21 protein-coding genes and 1 tRNA gene are annotated in these 21803 nt (G+C 42.6%); 5 read left to right on the top strand and 17 right to left on the bottom strand.

The window, feature by feature from the left end; genetic code table 11:
* The 8 genes from AC1U9Z_RS00830 to AC1U9Z_RS00795 all read right to left on the bottom strand — a co-directional run bounded on the left by AC1U9Z_RS00830 (window position 1) and on the right by AC1U9Z_RS00795 (window position 9496).
* The gene (locus AC1U9Z_RS00830; RefSeq protein ID WP_333530210.1) at window positions 1–699 is read right to left on the bottom strand and encodes an ABC transporter permease; all 699 of its coding nucleotides are present in this window, start codon (window positions 697–699) and stop codon (window positions 1–3) included.
* Window positions 700–786: 87 nt separating this feature from the next.
* Window positions 787–1023, bottom strand: coding sequence for a MoaD/ThiS family protein (locus AC1U9Z_RS00825; RefSeq protein ID WP_333530209.1), 237 nt, complete (start codon window positions 1021–1023; stop codon window positions 787–789).
* A gap of 77 nt (window positions 1024–1100) precedes the next feature.
* Window positions 1101–1385 carry a MoaD/ThiS family protein gene (locus tag AC1U9Z_RS00820; RefSeq protein WP_333530207.1) on the bottom strand — a complete coding sequence of 95 codons (285 nt, stop codon included), beginning with the start codon at window positions 1383–1385 and terminating at the stop codon, window positions 1101–1103.
* 123 nt (window positions 1386–1508) lie between these two features.
* On the bottom strand, window positions 1509–3236 hold the full coding sequence (locus tag AC1U9Z_RS00815) for an aldehyde ferredoxin oxidoreductase family protein (RefSeq protein WP_479955240.1): 1728 nt from the start codon (window positions 3234–3236) through the stop codon (window positions 1509–1511).
* Window positions 3237–3730: 494 nt separating this feature from the next.
* Entirely contained in the window at window positions 3731–5266 is a 1536-nt protein-coding gene (locus AC1U9Z_RS00810) for a sigma-54-dependent transcriptional regulator (protein ID WP_479955238.1), read from the bottom strand.
* Entirely contained in the window at window positions 5266–6933 is a 1668-nt protein-coding gene (locus AC1U9Z_RS00805) for a GAF domain-containing sensor histidine kinase (RefSeq protein ID WP_479955236.1), read from the bottom strand. Before AC1U9Z_RS00805 ends, AC1U9Z_RS00810 begins: the two co-directional genes overlap by 1 nt.
* Before the next feature lie 11 nt (window positions 6934–6944).
* Window positions 6945–8111, bottom strand: coding sequence for an iron-containing alcohol dehydrogenase (locus tag AC1U9Z_RS00800; protein ID WP_333530204.1), 1167 nt, complete (start codon window positions 8109–8111; stop codon window positions 6945–6947).
* Between the two features lie 218 nt (window positions 8112–8329).
* On the bottom strand, window positions 8330–9496 hold the full coding sequence (locus tag AC1U9Z_RS00795) for an iron-containing alcohol dehydrogenase (protein ID WP_333530203.1): 1167 nt from the start codon (window positions 9494–9496) through the stop codon (window positions 8330–8332).
* A 458-nt stretch (window positions 9497–9954) separates the two neighbouring features.
* On the opposite strand from AC1U9Z_RS00795, the gene AC1U9Z_RS00790 reads away from it, so the two are divergent.
* From AC1U9Z_RS00790 to AC1U9Z_RS00775, 4 genes are all read left to right on the top strand, one after another.
* Window positions 9955–11352, top strand: a complete 1398-nt coding sequence (locus AC1U9Z_RS00790; RefSeq protein WP_333530202.1) for a sensor domain-containing diguanylate cyclase — start codon at window positions 9955–9957, stop codon at window positions 11350–11352.
* Window positions 11353–11394: 42 nt separating this feature from the next.
* Entirely contained in the window at window positions 11395–12222 is an 828-nt protein-coding gene (locus AC1U9Z_RS00785; protein WP_333530201.1) for a carbon-nitrogen hydrolase family protein, read from the top strand.
* Window positions 12223–12252: 30 nt separating this feature from the next.
* A complete protein-coding gene (locus AC1U9Z_RS00780; protein ID WP_333530200.1) occupies window positions 12253–12966 on the top strand; it encodes an N-acetylmuramoyl-L-alanine amidase family protein in 714 nt (237 codons plus the stop codon).
* A gap of 71 nt (window positions 12967–13037) precedes the next feature.
* Entirely contained in the window at window positions 13038–13937 is a 900-nt protein-coding gene (locus AC1U9Z_RS00775) for a selenium metabolism-associated LysR family transcriptional regulator (protein ID WP_333530199.1), read from the top strand.
* Between the two features lie 21 nt (window positions 13938–13958).
* On the opposite strand, the gene AC1U9Z_RS00770 is transcribed toward AC1U9Z_RS00775, so the two are convergent.
* The 4 genes from AC1U9Z_RS00770 to AC1U9Z_RS00755 all read right to left on the bottom strand — a co-directional run bounded on the left by AC1U9Z_RS00770 (window position 13959) and on the right by AC1U9Z_RS00755 (window position 16498).
* Window positions 13959–14183, bottom strand: coding sequence for a NifU family protein (locus AC1U9Z_RS00770; protein WP_333530197.1), 225 nt, complete (start codon window positions 14181–14183; stop codon window positions 13959–13961).
* A 167-nt stretch (window positions 14184–14350) separates the two neighbouring features.
* Entirely contained in the window at window positions 14351–14575 is a 225-nt protein-coding gene (locus tag AC1U9Z_RS00765; RefSeq protein WP_333530196.1) for a NifU family protein, read from the bottom strand.
* Between the two features lie 214 nt (window positions 14576–14789).
* A complete protein-coding gene (locus AC1U9Z_RS00760) occupies window positions 14790–15884 on the bottom strand; it encodes a zf-HC2 domain-containing protein (protein ID WP_333530195.1) in 1095 nt (364 codons plus the stop codon).
* 14 nt (window positions 15885–15898) lie between these two features.
* Window positions 15899–16498: a sigma-70 family RNA polymerase sigma factor gene (locus tag AC1U9Z_RS00755; protein WP_333530194.1), complete on the bottom strand. Its 600-nt coding sequence runs from the start codon at window positions 16496–16498 to the stop codon at window positions 15899–15901.
* A gap of 342 nt (window positions 16499–16840) precedes the next feature.
* On the opposite strand from AC1U9Z_RS00755, the gene AC1U9Z_RS00750 reads away from it, so the two are divergent.
* Window positions 16841–16927: transfer RNA gene (locus AC1U9Z_RS00750), tRNA-Leu, on the top strand.
* Window positions 16928–17139: 212 nt separating this feature from the next.
* On the opposite strand, the gene AC1U9Z_RS00745 is transcribed toward AC1U9Z_RS00750, so the two are convergent.
* The 5 genes from AC1U9Z_RS00745 to cshA form a co-directional block, all read right to left on the bottom strand.
* Complete coding sequence (locus AC1U9Z_RS00745; RefSeq protein WP_333530193.1) at window positions 17140–17340, bottom strand: hypothetical protein; 201 nt, start codon at window positions 17338–17340, stop codon at window positions 17140–17142.
* Window positions 17341–17437: 97 nt separating this feature from the next.
* Complete coding sequence (crcB, locus tag AC1U9Z_RS00740) at window positions 17438–17803, bottom strand: fluoride efflux transporter CrcB (protein ID WP_479955233.1); 366 nt, start codon at window positions 17801–17803, stop codon at window positions 17438–17440.
* Window positions 17800–18204, bottom strand: a complete 405-nt coding sequence (gene crcB / locus AC1U9Z_RS00735) for a fluoride efflux transporter CrcB (RefSeq protein ID WP_333530191.1) — start codon at window positions 18202–18204, stop codon at window positions 17800–17802. Before crcB (AC1U9Z_RS00735) ends, crcB (AC1U9Z_RS00740) begins: the two co-directional genes overlap by 4 nt.
* 148 nt (window positions 18205–18352) lie before the next feature.
* The gene (locus tag AC1U9Z_RS00730) at window positions 18353–20044 is read right to left on the bottom strand and encodes a ribonuclease J (protein WP_479955231.1); all 1692 of its coding nucleotides are present in this window, start codon (window positions 20042–20044) and stop codon (window positions 18353–18355) included.
* 115 nt (window positions 20045–20159) lie between these two features.
* Window positions 20160–21608, bottom strand: a complete 1449-nt coding sequence (cshA, locus tag AC1U9Z_RS00725; RefSeq protein ID WP_479955229.1) for a degradosome RNA helicase CshA — start codon at window positions 21606–21608, stop codon at window positions 20160–20162.
* Window positions 21609–21803 lie beyond the last annotated feature (195 nt).

Genomic DNA, 21803 nt, shown 5'->3' with positions numbered 1-21803 from the left:
CTAAGGGCACCTCCCTCTTTGCTGTGCCATCGTTAAGACCACTGTTATGGAAAAAGCAATGATTAACAAAATAAGGCTGAGAGCCATACCCATTTCCTGCTGTCCCTTGTTTACCGCAAGAACAGTTGCTGTGGTTAGGGTACGGGTATAACCAACTAAGTTACCTCCTACCATCATAGAGGCCCCCACCTCAGAAACAGCACCACCAAAACCTGCTATGACCGCTGCCAACAGTCCAAGTCTGGCCTCCCTAGCCATTAGCCACAGCAGTTGTAGTTTAGTGGCACCTAAGGATAGTATTTGCAGCTTTAGTTTGGGGTGAAGCTGCTGAAAGGCCGCTAGGGTAAAACCAGCCACAATGGGAAAAGCAATGACACCCTGGGCTGTGATCATGGCCCCAGGGCTATACAACATATTAAGCATTCCTAATGGTCCATATCTACTTAACAATAGCCAGACTACTAACCCCACCACCACAGGGGGTAAACCCATGCCGTAATTTATTAAACTAATTAGTATGTTGCGACCTGAGAAACTTTTTAGGGCCAGCAAAAAACCCAAGGGCACCCCAATTAGCACAGCAATCAAGGTGGCTGTGCAAGACACCCTTAGGGTTAGCAAGGCTATTTCAATAATTTCCGGATCTCCTGCCAGTAATAATTTAACGGCCATGATTAACCCTTGTGAAAACACTTCCAAGCAATATCCACCACCATTATGTTTTTTTATACATAACGAGTCTTTGTTCTAGGGTAGGAACTACTCCTACCCTGCATAAAATAACGATTAGCCCCCACCCACTGGTGGGAAAAATGCCACCCGGTCACCTTCCTGCAAAACAGTATCAAGGGTTTTGTGCAAGCCATTAATTAGTGTGCTGAAAACTTCTTCCTCAGGAATATTAAGTTGCTTAACGATATCCCGTGTGGTACTGTTCTCTTCCATATTAATAAGAATTTTTTCCCCATAGCGTGTACCTGTGTATTTTTCCAGTCCGGTATAAACCCTTACTTCAATCTGCATGCACCGTCACCTCTTATGTGATTATAACAATAATTATTGCAAAATTAAAGCAAAGTAAAGCCAAAGCTCATTGTCAATTAGGTTTCTTTCTTTTGAATAATGCCCAAAAACACCCTATAGGGTCCCGGGGTTCCCGGAGGTAATAGTGCTACTCGATCCCCAGGAGCAATGGGATGGGATAAACCTTCTACCAAACCGTTAATAAAAACTGCCTCAACCTGTTTTTTATCAATTTTCAGCCTGTCAATAAGGTCATAGCCAGTCGTATTAGCTTCGATTTCTATTTTAGTCGGAAAGGAATAACCTTCTTCAGACAATATCTTTTGCAGAGCACCAAAGGCCCTTAATTCAATTGTCCCCACTTTACACTCCCCCCTAAACTTATTATATATGGGATTAATCAACAATAAAAATATTTATAGTGTTCGATCCTAATATAAAAGGAGCCGGTGTTAACCCAGCTCCTTTTGGGAATTTCGGTAGATTTAGAAGTTAAATACCTCATTAACTTCTTCTTCCGTGAAGTCCCAGGTGGTGTTATGCGGTGGACACTCTTCTTTAAAGAATTCGGGTAAACGGTCATCGGCTTTGGTAAAGCCGGCCAATTCATTAAATTTACGTTCAGCCCGTAATACCGTTTTACCTAGCTCCGTAACATCATCTGCCGTCAAGGACAAGCTATATTGAGCGTTCAGCATATCAATGATGGCCTGGAAGGCATCTGCATTATCCAGGATACAGAAGGCTACAAACAGACAGAGACCCGTGCTGTCAACAGCAGCAGTGGCGATTTGCAGGTTGCGGGAAAGCTCAACTTGACCGCCTTTGCCAAGGGGATCCACAAAGCCACCGACTTTAAGAATGTTCGTAGCAACGGCGTAACCAGCGGTATGGTCAGCTCCCATGGGAGTGGTGGCGTAGGTTAAGCCAACACCCTTAACCGCGCGGGGGTCATAGGCAGGAATTGCTTGTTTCTTAACAACAGGCACCCGGGCTACACCAAAGGCTTGGCCGGTAAAGGCAGCACCGTTACCAATAATACGGCCCAAGGCAGTACCTTCACCAATTTGTTTGATCAAATCAATCGCACCGGCAGCATCACCCCAAGGAATAATGCCTGCTTCCATCGCTACACCAACTGTTACGGAAGTTTCAATACTGTCGATACCGATATCATCCATCAGGCGATCGCATTCCGCAATGGCATCCAAGTTATCAATGCAAGCGTTGGCACCAAGGGCCCAGATGGTCTCATATTCAAAGCCGCTGGTGAGGTATTTGCCTTCTTTGTCATGGTAATGCTGGGAGCAGCGAATAACACAACCGGCATGGCAGCCGTGGGAAACTTTACCGCCACGGGCTTCAATGGTGGCACTCATGGTCTCACCACCGATATTGTTGGCCCATTCATTGCGGCCGGTACGGAAGTTTTTGGTGGGTAGGCCGCCCGCTTCGTTCAGAATATTAACCAGTACGTTGGTACCAAAGCCAGGTAGACCTTGCCCTGTTACCGGGTGATCCAGCAGTCCTTTAGCAAAACGCTTGGCAGCGGCCCTAAAGGCTTCAGAATCGGCAATGGGCACACCCTTGGCACCGGTATCATCAACAACAATGGCCTTTACCCTCTTAGAACCCATAACCGCACCTAAACCGCCACGGCCGGCACTACGGATATTGCCTTCTGGGTCTTTTACAGAAATGTTAGCAGAAGTTAGTCTCATTTCACCGGCAGGACCAACAATCATTACACCAACTTTAGCACCATATTTTTCACTTAAAACACGGATCGCTTCATAGTTGCCTTTGCCAATAACTTCAGCCGGGGCTTCTTCTACAACAGCACCGTCCACCGTAACTTTAATGACATAAAACTTATCATCTTCGGGCATGCCCTCAACAATTACACCAGCAATACCCATCTTAGCTAACTTTTGAGCTGCAGTCCCACCGGAGTTACTTTCTTTAATACCGCCAGTTAATGGGCTCTTACTTCCCACGGACAGACGTCCAGAGTTTGCACAGTTCGTTCCGCCTAATAAGCCAGGAGCAAAAATTAGTTTGTTATTGGGTCCCAGGGGATGGCACTTAGGGTCTACTTCATCCAGTACGAAACTTGAGGTCAGAGCGCGGCCAGCCAGGCCGATATACTTCTGAGGAAGTTCTTCTACGTTGGCTGTTTTGGTGGTCATGTTCACACGGAAAAGTTTAGTCATGTTTATATACCCCCTACTGGATTTTTTTGGCATTAAATTGCAATATAAAAAGGGATGCCCTAGGGCACCCCTTCCTTTGCGCAATGGCAGGCACAACAATTACTTGTCGTACCCCGTTTACTAATTCCCGGTAGGAGATTAGTAAATCGGAAGCGTAGAACTACATATTCAATTTTAAATTAAGTCTGAATTTACTTTAAATAATAGTCTGTCTAATAGTTTGTCTAAATATTTCATATTTCGTCACTAAAACTCCGATTCCTGCTTAGATATTAAACTTTTTTAAATATAAACACTAGACCAACTATTCTTACTTCCAAATCAACGCAAAACACATGCCAATGATTTATCCACTTTTAGTCAGACTGATTGTTCTAAACCGAAACATGTAATTGTTTCGGTTACGATCATTCGTATCGTAATGAAACAACTTAACGGGTTTTGCTATCGTAAAAAATACCACAGGGAGAACTTTCCCCCTATGGCATTTTTGTTTAGCTAATGATATTTATATTGTATTCCTTGGCCTTACGATACAGTGTGTTGCGTCCAATGCCCAGAGCCCTGGCACTCATACTAACATTCCCATTGAAAAAATCCAAGGTTTCTTCAATGGCTCTGGCCTCTATTTCGCTAATAGACAAAGGAAACACCGAGGTGATACCCCGTTTCCCCATGGTCCTATGAATTGCACGGTAAAGATCATCGATCTTATAATAAAGATCCAATAACGTTTCCTCATCCAGTTGATCTAAATCTTCATGCTTGGTATTTAATATATTGGTAATTACATTATACTCTTGTTTCGGTAAATCCATTTTTACATTGCGGTTTTCATTTAATAGTTTGCCATTTATTTTTCCCGATAAATGCTCTGGCAGAACAACTTGACTATCACATAAAGCCAAGGCCTGTTCAACAGAATTAGCTAACTCCCGGATATTTCCGGGCCAGTGGTAATTCATCATCGCTTCTATACAGGAGGCCGAAAAGGTTGGCACAGGCCCATCGTTCTTTTCCCAAAAACGATTTACAAAATGATCGACAAATTGAGGGATATCTTCCTTACGTTCCCGTAGTGGAGGAAGAACCAGACGAACCACATCCAAACGGTAAAACAAATCTTCTCTGAATTGCCTTTGGCTCACAGCCTCTTCCAAATCTACGTTGGTAGCTGCAATAATTCTTACATTGGTCTTGACAGGTTTTTCCCCGCCTACTCTAAGAAATTCACCCGTTTCCAAAACCCGCAATAATTTAACCTGAATGGCCAAACTAGCTTCTCCAATTTCATCTAAAAAAAGTGTTCCGTTGTTGGCAAGCTCAAAAATCCCCTTACGCTGCACGCTGGCTCCGGTGAAGGAACCCCTCTCGTGACCAAAAAGTTCGCTTTCCAGCAAATTTTCCGGCAGTGCACCGCAGTTGACAGCCAGAAAGGGTTTATCACTGCGCTGACTTGCAGCATGTACAAAACTAGCCAAAACTTCCTTACCAGTACCCGTTTCACCATGAATTAAGACATTAATATCCTTTGCAGCAATCCGTTCTGCAATGGATACTAATTTTATCATTTGGGGTGTTCTGCCTACCTGAAAACCAATATTTTCTGCCATTTGGCTCCAGCTATAAGAATCTTTGCCTTGCTGCCCAACTGTTTTGCCAAAATGTATAGCCCTTTCAATTAATTTCTCTACCAAAGCGATATCATCGAAGGGTTTTTCTATATAATCAAAGGCACCATATTGAATTGCTTTTACTGCAGTGCGAGTGGTACTATAACCGGTCATTATAATAACTTCACATTGGGGTTGTACATTCTTAATATGTTGGAGAAGACTAAGGCCATCGGCATCCGGCAGCTTTAAATCTACCATTGCTACGTCGAAATTTTCCTTTGCTATAAGTTGGTGAGCCTGGTCGCCGGAAGACGCAACGCCAATTCGGTAACCCTTTGATCTTAGGAGACGGCTAAAGAATGTACCGACCGATTGTTCGTCATCGATAATTAGGATACCCGGACCATTTACCATTAGGCCTCACCTCCTGTTTGCCTTATCGGCAACATTAATTTAAAGGTACTACCTACCCATTGCTTACTCTCGACCTTAATCGTTCCGCCGTGGGACTGAGCAATGCCAAAACTTACAGAAAGCCCCAGTCCAGTTCCCTTGGTTGCCTCTTTACTGGTATAAAAGGGGTTGAATATTTTGGTTAACCCCTCCGGGCTAATACCGCGACCATTATCACTTACTGTAAGCACAACCCATTCCTTATCCTGATCTACTTCCACTGCTGTCGATATCCAAATACACTTTTCGCCTATATTATCTTCCAAGGCGTCCCTGGCATTAAGAAGCAGGTTAATCAAAACCTGCTGCAATTGATGACCATTGGACATGATATGAGGAACATGCTGATCCAAGTTCTCAATAATACTGATGTTATTGCGATCAATTTGATAATGAATTAAGCTTAATACCTTTTCCACCTGTTGGTTGATATCTGTTTCTGTTAAGGCAAAATGTCCTTGTCTGGAGTAGGATAGTAGATTTTGAATAATTTTTTTGCAACGCATCCCACAATTAATTATATCATCTAACCATTCCGAATGGGGATGCTCTTTATTCATATCCCTTTGCATCATTTGTGCAGTACCGATGACCACCGTCATGGGGCTGTTTAATTCGTGGGCAACACCAGCGGCCATTTCCCCAATGGCTGCTAATTTTGCCGATTGCATGAGTTGAGCTTCCATTTTTTCCTTTTCTGTTACATCTTTTACCAGCAAAATTACAGAATAGGTTTCTCCATCTGGTCCAACCATTGGGTAGTAAAAAGAATCAAAAATGGCTCCTTCATTTTGAATTTGACGATAAGTTCCCCGGCCCAATTGATAAACTTCCTCCATGGGGCAGTTTTTACAGGGAGTATCCCTATGCCAAATAACCTGATAACATTTCTGTTCCTCGCCATCGTCCTCTAAGGGAATCTTACCCTCGCGCAAATTATGCCTTAAAACTTGATAATTTTTATCTATCAGAAAGATGGGATCTGTTACTGCCTTAAAGGTAGCCTCCCACTCTTGCTTTCCCTTGGAAATCTCCTTGTACAAACGAGCATTCTCAATACAGATAGCCAACTGGTCCGCCATCTGCTCAATAAATTTTAACTCAGAAGTACCGTAGGCCGATACCTGACTATCCCCAACAATAAGAACCCCAATCACTTGATTTCTTACCAGCAAAGGCACAATGGCCACAGCATCAAGCCCCAATCTCCCCACAGGATCATCCCAATTTATCACGGGGCTAAATTGCTCCGGGTTGCTGTCCATATTTATCAGAAGACGTTCACATCTATTATAGGATTGCCAGAGTGCTGAAGTGACTGGAACAGCTTGCCCAACACAGTCGTTAACCGGGGTGGCAGCAGTCATAATCAGTTTATTATTGTGAGCAAGTCCCAACCCTAAATAGCAGCAGGGAACTGCCTGGGGCAGTTTGCTATAAACCCGCTCAAGTATATCGGATAAAGACATGTCAATGTTAATATCTTTAATCAGCTGGTGTAAGATTTCTAATCGATTAATCTGGATTTTAATTTGTTCATTTGATCGTTGCACCTCTAGATAATAATTTAACTTAGAAGAATTCACTCCTGTTAAATTTTGTATAATGGTTAATTTATCATCACACATAGTTACCCCCCTTAAAGGGCTCTGCGGTATAATGCTTCTATTTGTTCTGCACAACAATCCCTCGGATTGGTTACCATACAGGTATCCTTTAGGGCATTTGCACTTAGTTTTGGTATATCTTCTTCTTTCATACCCACCTGAGCCAATTTTTCGGGTATCCCTATATCTTGAAATAATTTTCGAACAGCACAAATGCCCTTTTCTGCAGCTTTCCATTTACCCAATCCCTCAGTCTGTACACCCATAGACCTGGCTATTTTTGCAAACTTTTCCCCATTGGAAATCATATTGAATTCCATTACGTAGGGCAAAAGGATGCCATTTGTTTCTCCATGGTGCAAGTCCAGTAAGCCATCTATCTGGTGGGTCATGGCATGAGTGGCACCTAAAATAGCATTGGAAAAAGCCAAGCCTGCTTGCAGACTGGCCATGGCCATGGCCGACTTTGCTTCGAGGTTTGCTTTACAGGCAACGGATTCCCTAAGATTTTCGGAGATTAAATGAATCGCAGCCAGTGCATGCACATCCGTGAGGGGAGTGGCGGCCAAGGAAACATAGGCCTCTATAGCATGGCTTAGGGCATCTACACCAGTAGCCGCAGTGAGTCTAGGCCCTTTCGTTTGCAGTATTACCGGATCCACAATGGCAATATCCGGCACCAAGGATTTTGAGATGATTGACATTTTAGCCTGTCTTTCCCGCTCTACAATCATGGAAAATTGTGAAACCTCCGAACCGGCTCCAGCCGTGGTGGCAACAATAACCATTGGCGGTAGGGGACAGGTTATCTTATTGACCCCTTCATAATCCTTTATTTGGCCACCATTGGTAACCAAAATGGCAATGGCCTTGGCCACATCGATGGGACTACCTCCACCCACAGCAACGATACCATCACATTGGTTGGCTAAATAATACTCGGTTCCTCTGGCAACTTCAGAGTCCTTGGGGTTGGTAGACACATCGCTCCAGACAACTGCACCAATACCAACATCTTTTAAAAAATCTAAGGCCCGATCAACCCAGCCAACTCCTAAAATGCCTTGATCACTAACCAAAAAGGCCTTTTTAATCCCTAAACGGGCAGCACTTTCGCCCACTTGACTTAAAGCCCCTTGGCCAAAAATAATTTCCGGAGCCACAAATTTACTTATTTGAAGCAAACTCTTTTTCAACATGGGCAAAACACCTCCCGAATTATCTTTAGCCATTTTAGCTTTTAGCCTTTAGCTTTTGGGTTTTGTGCTAATGGTTAAAAGCTAAAGGCTAAAAGCTAACTCTATTGTACATAAACAATACTATCCCTGCAAACAAAAAATCAGGTGGACTCGGTCCACCTGCTACTACATAATATATTTATGTGGGGTGTGGATTATATTCTAGGCATTCGCTCAAACTACAGGGCGGACTTGAAAATTCCAATAATATCATTTAAAGTAGCTTTTCTTGGGTTCGTAAAACTGCAAGCATCCTTCATCGCATTTTCAGCCATAATCTTGAGATCTTCTTCCTTAACACCCAGCTCGGTCAAGCCAGCCGGAATGCCTACATCGACAGACAGCTTCTTGATTGCAGCAAGGGCTTTGTCGGCAGCATCACGAACGGACAGACCTTCAACCTTTTCACCCATGGCAACAGCGATATCAACAAAGCGCTCAGGAGCAGCAATCAGATTGAAGGCTTCTACATGGGGCAGCAGGATCGCGTTGCATACACCGTGGGGCAGGTTATAGAAACCACCCAATTGGTGAGCCATGGCATGTACATAACCCAAAGAAGCGTTGTTAAAGGCCATCCCACCGAGGAATTCAGCGTAAGCCATTTTGTCGCGGGCTTCCATATTTTCACCGTTAGCAACGGCAGCACGCAGGTTTTGTGAAATAAGTTTGATAGCCATTAAAGCAGCAGAGTCGGTTACAGGAGTGGCTGCGGTGGAAACATACGCTTCAACGGCATGGGTCAGAGCATCCATACCAGTGGCAGCTGTCAATGCAGGGGGCATACCTACCATTAATAAGGGATCGTTGATAGCAACGTTCGGGGTGCAGCGCCAGTCAACAATAGCCATTTTCACGTGGTTACTGGTATTCGTAATAATGCAAAAACGAGTCATTTCAGAAGCGGTACCAGCGGTGGTGTTTACTGCGATAAAGGGGGGCATTGCTTTCGTGCTCTTGTTGATACCTTCATAGTCACGGATGTGGCCACCGTTCGTAGCAACGATACCAATACCTTTAGCACAGTCGTGGGAGCTGCCACCACCCAAAGACAGGATCATGTCAGCACCACAGTCTTGGTAGACTTTCAAGCCATCGTGTACATTTACATCGGTGGGATTTGGTTCTGCACCGGCATAAATAGTTACTTTATTACCTTGGGCTTCTAACATAGCTCTGATATCATCGGCCATACCACCAGGACGCCCTAGAAAAGCATCCGTAACAATCAAAATATTAGAGCCGCCCATTACCTTTACTTGATCAGGAATCTCTTTGTGTGCTCCTACACCCATGAGGTTAACCGTAGGAATAAAATAACCAAATACTTGTTCTCCAACTGCCATAATTGTGACTCCTCCTTAAATTTATGCTAGGGGTAATCTCCCCTTTTCTATTTGACTGACTATTTATATAGCAATTCGTATGCCAAATAATTCAGTATTGAACAAATTTTCAGACTATAGATTAAATTGGGTCTTTTTTCCCTTTACTGTATCGTCTGAAATACCTAGCTTGGGTCAATCATTTGCATCATTTTCCCTTATTTAGCAAAAAATTTAAAAAATTCACAATGGCTTTTATAATTTGGATAATTAGTTAGTGTTCGAAATAAATACATCACTCTTGTTTCTTTATTGAACATTTGCATCGTTTACGAACAGTTCTCCAACTAACAATTTTCCTTTTAGAAGGAACATCACAATAAATAGCAAAATATAATAACACAGGTATCTCAAACTAAAAGTAACATCCCTCTTTTTATTACATAAAATGGAAAAACAATGTTAAGAGGGGTGATCCAATGGGTTTAAACAACAAAACATTAGATAATCTGCGTATGGTTAATTTAAGATTAAAGATTATTCTAATATCTTTGGTCTGTTTTTCCTTATACTTTGGTGTGACCATGCTGGGCCTTAACCAAACTTATTCCTCTCATTTTTTCCTACCACTTCATACCAATATTGAATTCTTCTGCGTTTTTGTGGCCCTTTGCACCTTTACTGCGACATGGTATTCTTACCTAAACAACTGTTCTATCTATAGCTATTTTATAGGCCTTGGACTATTAGCCGTGGGACTAATTGATTTACTTCATCTTTATTCCTGCGAAGGAATGCCTCATATTTTTGCCAGTGCCTGTACGAATCGTGCAACGCTTTATCATGTCATTGCTAGATTTCTAATGTCCCTAACCTTTTTAGTCAGTGTATTTTTATATGGTAAAGAATTTTGTTCCGTTAGACGCCATTACAGATTTTATTTTTTTGCTGCCACAATCGCTTTGGTGATTTTCATACTATTCACCGTTTCAATTGACTCCCCTTTATATCCTGCCATGCACTTACCCGATGGCAGCTTTACACAAGCTAAGATATACTGTGAATACATCATCATTGCGCTATTTGCTGCCTCCATAATAGGCTATTCACTATTATACCGAAAACATATGGATGTTTATTTTCAACTAATCATCAGCACATTGACCATTTCCATCTTTAGTGAATTGTGTTTTATTAAATATGAAAGTGTATATGATACCTTAAATCTTTTAGGACACGTTTTTCGTTTTGCCTCCTATGTGCTTATTTACGTAGCCATCTTCTTAAATAATGTCAAAAGACCCTATCAGCAATTAGTTGCCACCCGGATTGCTTTGGAGCATGCTAAGAACTCCCTGGAGGAAAAGGTTCAGGAAAGGACCCGCGAATTGCAGGAAGCCAACGAACGATTAGCCAAGGCAGCCACCCATGATTATCTTACCGGTGCCATCAACCGCATGGAGTTTACCAACCGTTTTAATAAGCTACCAGAAAAAGAAGGCTCCATTCATTCCGTCATTGCCCTTGACTTTGACTCCTTTAAAAAGATTAATGATACCTTCGGCCATGCCATCGGGGACGAATGTCTCAAAACCTTTGTCAAGGCTGCCCAGCATGTTACTCGACCCACAGACTCTGTGGCCCGTTTCGGCGGTGACGAGTTTATGCTGTTGCTTCCCAATACACCAAGGGCAGGGGCTAATGTTGTAGGAAATAAAATTCGAACACATTTGGCAGAGGTAGCGAACCCTCCCTTTACCATTTCTATGGGTATAGCGGAGTGGCCTAAGGATGGACGCAAAGAGAAAGATTTATTAGCCTATGCCGACGAGGCCCTCTACACTGCAAAGGAAAAGGGAAAAAATAGGATTGAGTAGCTGGTTTCTTATAAAAACTAAAAAATGCGAGGTTATGCCAAAATGACCGAAATCTTTCGTCTAGGCCTTTGTCAAATTAAAGTTGATACAATCAAAGAAAAAAACTTAATGCTAGCACAAAAAGCTGTCAAAGAGGCAGCCTTGCAGGGATGCCAAATAGTTGCACTGCCGGAAATGTTTAACTGTCCCTACGGTAATGATTTCTTTCCATCTTACGCAGAGCAATTTCCCGGCGGTGCAACCATCCAGACACTCTCCTCATTAGCGAAAGAGCATAACATATATCTGGTGGGCGGCTCCATCCCAGAACGGGATGCAGGTAACTTATATAATACTTGTTTTGTTTTTGATCCCAAGGGCAATTTACTAGCCCGCCATCGAAAGATACATCTCTTTGATATCAATATACCGGGTGGGGTCACCTTTAAGGAATCGGATACCCTTTCCCCCGGTGACAGCATAACGGTTTTTGACACACCCTTTTGCAGAGCCGGTGTAGCTATCTGTTATGATATCCGTTTTCCGGAACTAGCTCGTTTAATGGCCCTCAAAGGAGCCCAGTTGCTGTTGTTACCAGCGGCCTTCAACATGACCACAGGTCCAGCCCACTGGGAATTAACCCTGCGGGCTAGGGCCTTGGATAACCAAATTTACGTAGCTGCCATCTCACCAGCGAGGGATGAAAGTGCTGGTTACGTGGCCTTTGGCCACTCTTTAGTGACCACCCCCTGGGGGGAAATTTTGGTGCAAACGGCTGAAAAAACCGCTCTTCTAACCGCCGACATAGACTTGAGTTATCTGAATCAAATACGACAACAATTGCCCTTACTAAAACACCGCCGGGAACAGGTATATTTTGAAAATAAATAGCATTGGCATATTCAAGGCGAGGTGTACAGAATGCCAAGGAAAATTCTTGTTTTAGACCCGGGTCACGGTGGGCAGGACCCAGGTGCTGTGGGCAATGGCCTACTGGAAAAGGAAATAACGCTGGAACTTGGTAAAAAAGTTGCCCAAAGGCTAGCTAACTATGACGTTACAGTAAGGTTAACCAGAGAAAATGACACGTATATCTCATTAACTCAAAGGACTGCCTTTGCCAACAACCTGAAAGCCGATTATTTTTTATCCATTCATGTCAATGCCGGGGGTGGCACTGGCTTTGAAAGTTTTATTTATAATGGCGGAGTAAGTTCTGCCACCATTAACATCCGTTCAGAGATACACGACACCTTGGTAAGCTTCTTACAAAATCATAATGTTGTGGACCGAGGCAAGAAAAAGGCTAATTTTGCTGTGATTCGGGAAACAATTATGCCGGCAGCTTTAATCGAAAATCTTTTTATCGACTCTATCAAGGATACAGCACTATTAAAAAACATTGATTTCATGAATGACCTATCTGACGCCATAACCCTTGGACTGGTAAAAGGGCTTAATTTAGTACAGGTGACACCAACCAAGCCCCCCCAGCCCCCTACCATCTGGGACCCTCAGGGGGAAGTACAGCAGTTAATTGATGCAGGTATTTTAGCCAATCATCACCCAGCGGATAAACCAGTAACCTGGGGTGAATTTGCTGCAGTGATTAACAGGATTATAAAAATGAAATAAATAAATATGAAAAAAGTTAATACTAAATATAATCATTGATTTACATGGTATAATGTTCTGGGTGATTAAAGATGAACTACTCAATCCTACAAACCTTTATTGTTGTAGCTGAAAAAAAGAACCTGTCTCTGGCTGCTCAGGAAATTCATATAACCCAACCAGCCATCAGCAAACAACTCAGTGTATTAGAATCGCATTTTGATACTACCTTAGTTGAGAGAAAAGGAAGGGGTGTCAGCCTCACTCCAGCCGGTGAAGTTTTTTACCGGCATGCCAGGGAAATGTTAGAACTGATGAACAAGGCTGAGATAGAAATTCGCCAGATGTCCGGGGAAATTCGTGGCCGTATGATTATCTGTGCCAGCACGATACCCGGACACTACATTTTGCCCCCCATCATAGGTACTTTTAAAAAGGAATATCCCCTTGTGCAAACGGTGTTGCAAATTGGCGATTCCAAAGATGCTATCCGCAAATTATTGGAAGAGTCTGCCCATTTGGCCGCTGTGGGAATGTTACCCAATAACAAACGAATTGAAGGGGTTAAATTCTTTTCCGATGAACTGATGGTTATCGTTCCTATCGATCACCCCTTGGCTGAATCGGTGGAAGTGTCTATTGATCGACTGGCCAAAGAACCGCTGGTGTGGCGGGAACTAGGTTCTGGCACCCGATCCGTGGTGGAGTCTTTTTTAGCCAAGGGTGGCCTCTCTGCTGATAAATTAGATATTGCCCTGGAGCTCGGCAGCACGGGTGCCATTGTAACAGCAGTTGAAGCTGGTGCAGGTATTTCCGTGGTGTCACGTTGGGCCATCCTTAAGGAACTGGCCCTCAATAAGATCAAAGCGATTAAAATTAAAGATTTACCTATGCAGCGCGATCTTTTCCTGGCCTATCCCCGACGCAAAAATAAAAGCCCAATGGTAGAAACTTTTATTAAATATGCTTTAAAACAAAATCCCCCTGCCTAATCTGGCAAGGGGATTATTGTTTTATACAGATATAACTTCTGTTACTTCGGGAACCACTTGCTTGAGCGACCGCTCAATCCCATTTTTCAGGGTATAGGTTGCGCCGGGTCAACCACCACAGGCACCTTTTAGCTTTACACTTACAACGCCAGTAGCTTCATTAACATCTACCAGCTCAACATCACCGCCGTCTCTTTGCAGAAAAGGACGTACTTTTTCAAGGGCCTCTTGAACCTTTTCACGCATATCTGTTTCACCCCCTTATTTGCAAGACGTATTTTAAATATCCCCATATTGTCTGTTCTTTATGATTTAATTTATAAGGTATGCTTGTCATCCTGGGCTGTAGCAAAGGATGACGGAACATAATAAAAACGCTAAGATCTGGAGTAACCAAGCCTTAGCGTCGTTAACTAGTCAACTCTTACTACTTCAGTTACACCGGGAACTTGTTGTTTTAAAACACGTTCAATACCGTTTTTCAGAGTATATAAAGCCCCAGGACAATTTCCGCAGGCACCTTTTAACTTAACTTTTACAACACCATTTTCGTCGCAATCTACAAACTCAACGTCGCCACCATCTCTTTGCAGAAAAGGACGTACTTGTTCTAATGCCACTTTCACTTGCTCTTTCATTCCTTTGATCCCCTTCCTAGTTATTTGTCCATATTAGGATGTATTCATCACAAAAATATTGTAATCTATTTCAATGTACTTTTACAAGAAATATTTGTTATTATTTCCAATTCATTAAAGATTAAAGGGGAGTGTCGCCAAACTACTATTAAGAGGGCAGACACTCCCCGTTATCCACTTTCCACTGCTAATGACTCCTAATTTTGTATAAAACTTACATAATGGTAACTGTAATCAAACTATAGTTACTGCGTTCTTCTATTTGTTTAATCACTTTAACTTGTTCAGCCATGTCATGATTAACCTGCTCCAGTTGTTGTGCCAGCAGATTCGCCGGTTCTTCAGAATATTGCTGTTCCAATTCAGTTTGTTGTTGTTTTAAACCTGCTAATCTTTCGGCAGCTCCTTTATGTTGAATACTTAAATCCTTTTCCACAGGTAAAAAACTTACAACGGCGCCTAGCCCTTGTAAAGAATGAATAATCGTACCATAGGAACTTTTTGTCACCCTAATTTCCAAGGTACCGCTTTCATTGGTTCCGGAGTAAGGAGTATTGATCACTGCTCCATTATTTTGGGCAATCCGGTTGATATCTTTTAAGACATCTGCCACTTGGTCAACATCTAATTTCAAAGTAGTACTGCTTGCAACCAAGCCTTCACTGGGCTTGGGAATAAAGCTCTCCACCTGTTTATCCTTGGTTATCGGCTTAGCAGGCGTAGCTATGGTAGTCTGATTACTGGCAGCAGGAGCTTCTTTCCCCGGTTCGTTTGTATTTTCGTTAAGTGGGGAAGCCGTACTTGTATTCGGTTCTTGATTTTTTACCACTTCAGGGTTATTCGTCTGGGCTTGGTTTGGACTCGTTGGGTTTGGATTCGGTACGTTAGGCTGTTGGGCTGTGTTTATTATTTGTTTTTCCTTGGTTGGAACAGGCAAAAGCGAATTATCCTCCTGTTGCCATAAGGAAGTAATTCCCAGTGTCATCATCATTACCGCTGCCACTGCAACAGAACGATACCAGGTACTCCTGGTGATAGCTGTAACCCGAGTTAGCCAGCTCTTTTGTTGTTCTTTTTGTTTTGTAACCTCTATATCATCGATTTTCGCCAGCAGTTTTTCCCGAAAATCAACTGGTGGAGTCATTTCGGGAAGTTCCTGCAGTAAAAGCATGACAGCCTGGAGTTCTTCTAACTCTGCCTTACATTTGGGACAGCAAGCCAAATGAACCCGGACTTCAGCACACTCATCCGAATTAAGCACACCATCCAAGTAAGGAGACAGCATACTCGAGATATCCTTACATTGCACGGAACATCCCTCCTTTACTTAGCTAGACGTTTAGGTTGGGATATTAGTTCCATTTTCTTACTGATTTTTTCCTTTAATGCCTGTCGGGCACGGCTTAAGCGCGATTTGACCGTTCCAAGGGAACAACCAAGTATTTCCGCTATTTCTTCGTAGGCTAACTCTTGAATTTCACGCATAACGATTATTTCACGGTAATCATCGGATAGGGTATCTAAGCAGCTTTGAATCATTGCCTGTGTCTCACTACGATCCAGCATTTCTTCAGGACCTGGGTCATTACTGCGAATCTCATATGTATTATTGTTGTTTTCACTCGAGTTATCATCCAATGAAACCGTTGGCCTTCGTTGTCTTTTGCGCAATTCATCACGACAGACATTTACGGTAATGTGATAGATCCAGGTACTGAAACTAGAATCGCCTCTAAAATTCGGCAGTGCCTGATATATTTTAATAAAGGCATCTTGCGCCAAGTCTGAGGCATCCGCATAGTTCCCCATCAATCTGTAAGCAATTGTATAAACCTTATTTTCATATAAACGAACAAGGTGTTCAAAGGCCTCTCTATCACCTTTTTTGCTGCGCTCCACAAGTAATTGATCTTCCAGGGGCAAGGGTCCCCCTCCTTTTGAAAGGTTTGTCGGTCTCTTCCAGAATATTTATGAACATACAAAAAGTTTCCAGTTAACTAACCAACTTGGTTTAAAAGCTTATATGCAATTATCTTCTACGTTAAACAGTGTAATCCTTTAGCTAAAAAAAACCAACCTTGGAACATAATATCTTTTACTTAAACAGGTTTTAAAAAAGAAAACACTTTACTCCTAAATATGACTGCCTTCGTGCGCCTTTTGTAACAAAGAAATATAATATTAACACCATAATATTAAAAAAAATAAATTTGCACTTGAAAGTTTCGATTCGTTCTCGTATAATTAGAAAGCAGTCAATTTTATGCCGAAGTGGCGGAACTGGCAGACGCACTGGACTCAAAATCCAGCGGTGTAACAACCGTGCGGGTTCGACTCCCGCCTTCGGCACCAATATATGCAACAACCTTAAAACCTCGCAAAATGCGAGGTTTTTTGTTTAACAAGGTTTGGAAAAGCCAAAGACCCGGCACATAGGTTACCGGGTCTCTAACGGAAAGTATATTTTTTGCCGCTAGGGCGTAATTATTTTGCCCAATTCTCCTTAGAACATTCCTTTCATTCTACTGTTGAACTTCCCCTTGGCAACAAGGAAACCAATACCCCTACATCAAGTTTGACTTCTTGTACTCTTCGGTTTCTAGCGATCTAAGAACCGTATAGGCATGTTTTTCTATCTCCATTGTTATATCTGCTGTCAAATCCTTACTAAATTCAGAAATTACTTTTTTCCGAATTAAGCGTGAGAAACCAATAATGATAAGTAGCGAATCGATTAGGTCAGGATTTATTTTTTTTGTCTTCATAAAATCCCTCCTAAATTTTTCCTAATTATATCAAATAAACTAATTGTAGGGACAAATTGCACGAATATTTCAGAATATTTTAACGGTATTGTAACATTTAATAGAAATAATTACCCAGTGAATAACCAATATAAGCAAAAATAATACCGATAACGACACTGATAACTAAATAAATCAGCGAGATAATTGTCCTCCCCCGGCGAATTAACTCCACCGCCTCCAATTCATAGGTGGAAAAGGTAGTATATGCCCCTAAAAAACCAGTTCCCAAAAAGAATAAAACTTCCGATGACAAATGACGGCAGGCAAAAAGTAGCCCTAAAAGAAAAGAACCGGTGACATTGATTATAAAAGTACCAACGGGAAAGGATTTATGATGTCTAGCCTGGATAAAATTGTTAAGGCCAAAGCGGCAGATGGCCCCCAGGAATCCTCCGGCAGCTACCAGCAAAGGCAATTTCATTGGTTATCACCCCTAATTTTTACGTTGATAAACAAGCGGTGGGCTAAGCCGATGCCTAGCCAGGCCAAAGCCAACCCGCCAGTGATACTGACCAGGACATAGCTCCATGCCGCCGTATAGTGAGCCTTTTCCAGCAGGCTAATGGTATCAACGGAAAAGGTTGAGAAGGTGGTAAAAGAACCAATGATACCTGTATTTATGGCCAAAACATACGGACGAGGCAGTTGCCACTTAAGTAAACTACCATAGGTGATAAAACCAAGCAGAAAACTCCCCAGTAGATTAACCGTTAAGGTCCCATAGGGAAAAGCTGTTACTGTTATGCGCTGGATGGCAGTTCCCAAACAAAACCTAGCCAACGCCCCAAGGATACCTCCCATTCCCACATAAAGATAGTTCATTGCTTTGTCCCCCGCTTCCATTATGATGGATTAATCCTATTATAATTCCTGGTGGGATTTATAAATAGTTAACTTTACGAAAGATAACACAAAAAACCACCTCCGCTAAAAGGTGGTTTCAAGGCCGAAATCGGCAACAGTGGCTAATTTATTTGCTTATACAGTCATTTGATTTATCCACTTCCATAATAATGGGAAGAATCATCGGCCGACGCCTGGTTTTTTCGTATAGAAACTTGCCTAAATTAGATTTGATTTCTTGTTTAATGTAAGACCAACCGCAGTTTCCCTTGGCGATGCATTTTTCTAAGGAAGCAACCACTTTTAAGCGAGCCTCTTCCATTAAGACCTCCGCCTCTCTAACATAAACAAAGCCCCGGGAAACGATATCCGGCCCGGTCAATACTTGGTGGGTATGCTTATCCATCGTCAACACGACAATGAGTATACCCTCCTTAGCCATATCCCGGCGATCTCGCAGTACGATATTACCCACGTCACCGACTCCCAAACCATCCACCAGCACCCTGCCCGCCGGAACACGTCCCGTTAATCGACCATGCTTCCTGGTAAAGGAAAAGACCTGACCAATTTCCCCTACAAAAATATTTTCCTCGGGGATTCCCAGCAATTGAGCCAGTTCAGCATGTTTCTTTAACATCCGATATTCTCCATGCACCGGAATGAAATACTTGGGTCGCAGGAGGTTTATCATCAGCTTTAATTCCTCTTGGCTGGGGTGACCGGATACATGGATATCCGAGCTGCCTTCATAAATCACCTTAGCCTTTAGTTTAAAGAGATGATCGATGATCCGGGATACTAACTTTTCATTCCCAGGTATCGGCGTTGCGGAAATAATCACCGTATCCCCTGGGAGTACTTCCACCTGACGATGATCACCAAAGGCCATCCGGCTTAAGGCAGACATTGGTTCACCCTGGCTGCCAGTGGTAAGGATAACCACCTGGTTTTTTGGCAGACTGTCCACCTGATCCAACTCGATCAACATTCCTTCAGGAATGTTTAAATAACCCAATTCACCGGCCACTGACAACACATTTACCATACTGCGCCCGGCCACAGCCACCCGGCGACCATATTTGTGAGCTGATAAAATGGCCTGCTGCAGTCGATGAATGTTGGAAGCAAAGGTAGCAATAATAATTCTCTCTTCTGCCGCCAAGAAGTACTCATCAAAGGATTTTCCAACCAAACGCTCTGACAAGGTATAACCCTCTCGTTCCACATTGGTACTATCTGACATCAGTACCAATACACCTTTTTCCCCCAAAGAAGCAAATTTGTGCAAGTCAATCACATCATCATCCACCGGGGTATGGTCGATCTTAAAATCCCCAGTATGCACCACTACCCCCAGGGGGGTGTGAATGGCAATAGCCATTGCATCAGGAATACTGTGGGTGACCCGAATAAACTCAACTCTAAAGGGTCCAATCTCCACCACATCCCGAGGCCTCACCGACCGTAGATCAGCATCCCTTTCCAGATGGTGTTCCTTTAACTTGCGCTCTACCAAGCCTAAAGCCAGTGGAGAACCATAGACTGGCACTTTTATTTGTTTAAGAAAATAGGGTAACCCCCCAATGTGATCTTCGTGACCATGGGTAAGCAATACCGCCTGTACCTTATCTTGATTTTCGACCAGATAGGTATAGTCAGGCAGTACGAGGTCTATGCCCATCATTTCCTCTTCTGGAAAGGCCATGCCACAGTCAATAAGTACGATGTGGTCACCATATTTAATCGCTGTCATGTTCTTCCCAATTTCCCCTAGTCCACCTAGGGGAATTACTTGTAATTCTATATCCTTTGCCAAAATGACACCCCCCTTATATTCCTTCTATAATTAATTGCCGCTTAGTCCAACTTTTTACAATTATACTTTATAAAATTCCCCAATGGTAGTTGTAGATTAAGGAGGGGATGTTAATTTAGACGGTTGACCTTTTCCTAGTCCTTCTATTGCCATGGTTATCCAATCTTTTTTTATTATCCGTTTTGGCCCGGATGTCTTTATGAAAGTTCTTTGCCCGGGGATTAAATGGTTTTACATTCTTCGATCTTATAGGCCTTTCCTCTGTTAATTCCACAGGAGTTCGATCCGGTTCCTTCGTGATCATTTTTAGAGCAGCAGCCACAAGGGTCACTGAATCTTGTTCGGTCAACAAATCCTCCGCCAGCATTCGGTAAGATTCAAAACCGCCCTCTTCGGCAATTTGCATTAATTTTTCCACAGCCATCCTTTGCTGCCCCTCGATGGCTTCTTTAATAGAAGGAATTGGCCTACGGCTGATTTTGTGTTTGGTTATATTCTCAATAAATTTTAAAAGATTTATTTCCCTGGGCGTTACAAAACTTATGGCTTCGCCACTTTTACCGGCACGACCTGTACGCCCTATGCGGTGAACGTAGCTTTCCGGGTCTTGAGGAAGATCAAAGTTATATACATGGGTTACGCCACTGATATCTAAGCCCCTGGCAGCAACATCTGTCGCCACCAGGATGTCGATAACCCCACCCTTAAATTGACGTAATACACTCTCTCGCTTAGACTGTGTAAGATCACCATGGATACCTTCCGCCGCATAACCTCGTTTATTTAAGGCTTCATAAAGTTCATCTACCCGGCGCTTGGTTCGTCCAAAGACAATGGCCAATTCGGGAGATTGTATATCCAATAGTGTACAGAACAGTTCAAATTTTTGCCTTTCCTGTACCTCAATATAACTTTGATCAATACTAGGAACTGTAACTTCCTTGGCCTTGATGGTAATTAACTCAGGATTCTTTAAAAAACGCTGGGCCAGGTTTTGAATCGGTTTTGACATGGTGGCAGAGAAAAGCAAACTTTGGCGTTCCGCGGGAATATGCTGCATTATTTCTTCAATATCTTCAATGAATCCCATGTTCAGCATTTCATCTGCTTCATCTAAAACCACGATCTCAATTTCTTGCAAACGAATCGTTTTCCTCTGCATGTGATCCATGAGACGACCAGGTGTTCCAACAATGATTTGAGGTTTTTTCTTAAGTGCTCTAATTTGGCGGTTAATATCCTGACCGCCATAGATGGGTAGTGTTCGTATTCCCTTGACCTGGCCTATTCGATTTAATTCCTCTGCCACCTGAACAGCCAACTCCCGGGTAGGAGTAATGACAAGCCCCTGAATTTTTTCAAACTCCTGTGCTACTCTTTCAACCATTGGTATACCAAAGGCTGCGGTCTTTCCTGTACCAGTGTGGGCCTGTCCAATAAGATCCTTACCCTGTAAAGCAAAGGGAATGGCTTTTTCCTGAATGGGGGTAGCTTCCTCAAACCCCATAATCCTTAGTGATTCACTAACAGGTTCGCTTAAATTAAAATCATAAAAACGAGACAATAATGACACTCCTTTTCTTTAAAAACTATTTTTATATAAAATGATCAAAGAGGAACTTTAATATGCAAGACTTAGCCTTTGGGACCAAATACCATTAATCATACCAAAAGGTTCATGACTTTACAAATAAAACCACCCGATAATATTAAAAAACGCTCTAAATAATATAAAAATCTCTGCAATTATCCTGCAGAG

The organism is Desulfotomaculum sp. (assembly GCF_982386235.1).
This window is presented reverse-complemented; position numbering and strand designations above follow the sequence as displayed.